1 protein-coding gene is annotated in these 2,468 nt (G+C 74.8%); it reads left to right on the plus strand.

The window, feature by feature from the left end; all coding sequences use genetic code 11:
• Positions 1-3: 3 nt before the first annotated feature.
• The coding region (ligD, locus tag ACIY1X_RS12415; protein ID WP_399680864.1) for a DNA ligase D at positions 4-2,468 on the plus strand (2,465 nt) is incomplete at its 3' end.

The raw sequence follows: 2,468 nt of genomic DNA on the forward strand, positions 1-2,468 counted from the left end.
GCCATGGCCGAGAAGACCCGCTCCCGACGCGCTTCCGCCGGCACCGCCCGCCGCGCCCTCGGCGACTACCGCCGCAAGCGCGACTTCAGCGCCACGCCCGAGCCCACCGGCGGCGCGCCCTCCGCCGCCGGCGCCCTGGCCTTCGTGGTGCAGAAGCACCATGCCTCGCACCTGCACTACGACTTCCGGCTCGAACTGGACGGCACGCTGAAGAGCTGGGCCGTGCCCAAGGGCCCGTGCCTGGACCCGGCCGTCAAGCGCATGGCGGTGCAGGTGGAGGACCATCCGCTGGACTACGCCGGCTTCGAGGGCACCATCCCCGAGGGCCACTACGGCGCCGGCACCGTCATCGTGTGGGACAACGGCAGTTGGACGCCCGAGGGCGATGCGCGCCGCGCGCTGAAGGCCGGCAAGCTCAAGTTCACGCTGCACGGCCGCAAGCTGCGCGGCGGCTGGACGCTGGTGCGGATGCGCCCGCGCTCCGCCGCCGACGAGAAGAAGCCCGCCTGGCTGCTGATCAAGGAGGACGACGCCGAGGCCCGGCCGCTGGACGACTACGACGTCGAGGAGGCAGAGCCCGGCAGCGTGCTCGGCGACCCGCCCGCCGCGCCGGCCGCCCCGAGCCGCCCGGCGCGCCCGCGGGCACGCAGCAACGGGCAGGACGCCCTGCCCGACACCCTCGCCCCCGAACTCGCCACCCTGGTCGCGTCGCCGCCGGCCGATCCCCGCCAGTGGCTGTGGGAGCTGAAGTTCGACGGCTACCGCCTGCTGACCCGCATCGACGCGAAGGGCAGGGTGCGCTGCCTCACCCGCAACGGGCATGACTGGACGGCGCGCGTGCCCGAGCTGGCGCGGGCGCTGGGCGCGCTGAAGCTGCGCTCGGCCTGGCTCGACGGCGAGATCGGTGTGGAGGGCGAGCGCGGCGCACCGGACTTCCAGGCGCTGCAGAACGCCTTCGACCGGCAGGCGACGTCCCGCATCGTCTACTGGCTGTTCGACGCGCCCTTCCTCGGCGGCCGCGACCTGCGCGATGCGCCGGTGGCCGAGCGCCGCGCCGCGCTGCGCGAGGCGCTGGGCGGGCGGCCGCCGGGCATGCTGCGCTTCTCGGAGGACTTCGACGCCCCGCCGGCCGACCTGCTGGCCTCCGCCGCGCGGCTGGGCTTCGAGGGCATCGTCGGCAAGCGGCGCGATTCGCCCTACGTCGGCCGGCGCAGCGCGGACTGGATCAAGCTCAAGCACCACCTGCGGCAGGAGTTCGTCATCGGCGGCTACACCGCGCCGCAGGGCAGCCGCGCCGGCTTCGGCGCCCTGCTGCTGGGCGTGTACGACGAGGCGGGCCGCCTGCGCCACGCGGGCAACGTCGGCACCGGCTTCGATGCTCGCCTGCTCGCCGGCATCCACGCCGCATTGCGCAAGCTGCACACCGACGCCTGCCCCTTCGAGCCGCGCCCGGCCGGCCTGCGCGCATCGCGCGTGCAGTGGGTGCGGCCGCAGCTGGTGGCCGAGGTGTCTTTCGGCGAGTGGACGCAGGGCGGCCACGTGCGCCAGGCGGTGTTCCACGGCCTGCGCACCGACAAGCCGCCGCGCGAGATCGTGCGCGAGCGCGCCGCCCCCGCCCCACCGAAGGAGAACGCCGCCATGCCCGCCCGTACGTCCCGCGCCGCCGACCTGCGGATCTCGCATGCCGACCGGGTGATCGACCGCGCCAGCGGCGCCACCAAGGGCGACGTGGCGGCCTACTACGCCGAGGCCGCGCCGCTGATGCTGCCGCACCTGAAGGGCCGGCCGGTCTCGCTGGTGCGCGCGCCGGAGGGCGTGGGCGGCGAGCTGTTCTTCCAGAAGCACGCGCAGCAGGCCGAGCTGCCCGGCGTGAAGCGGCTCGACCCGGCGCTGGACCCGGGCCACGAGCCGCTGCTGCAGATCGACACCGCGCGGGCCCTGGTCGCCGCGGCGCAGATGAACGTGCTGGAGCTGCACACCTGGAACGCCACCTCCGGTGCCATCGCACAGCCCGACCGCATGACCTTCGACCTAGACCCCGGCGAGGGCGTCGCCTGGCCGCAGGTGCAGGAGGCCGCGCTGCTGGTGCGCACGCTGCTGCAGGAGCTGGGCCTCGCGGGCTTCCTGAAGACCAGCGGCGGCAAGGGCCTGCACGTGGTCGTGCCGCTGCGGCGCGAGCACGGGTGGGACACCGTCAAGGCCTTCTCGCGCGCGGTGGTGGAGCACCTGGCGCAGACCATCCCCGCGCGCTTCGTCGCCAAGAGCGGCCCGAAGAACCGCGTCGGCAAGGTGTTCGTCGACTACCTGCGCAACGGCTTTGGCGCCACCACCGTGAGCGCCTGGTCGCTGCGCGCCCGGCCGGGGCTGGGCGTGTCGGTGCCGGTGGCGTGGGAGGAATTGCCCGAGCTGAAGAGCGGCGCCCACTGGACGCTGGCCACCGTGCGCCCGCGCATGGCCGGCACCGGCAA

The sequence above is a fragment of the Xenophilus sp. genome (assembly GCF_044462705.1).
GTDB lineage: Bacteria > Pseudomonadota > Gammaproteobacteria > Burkholderiales > Burkholderiaceae_C > Xenophilus > Xenophilus azovorans.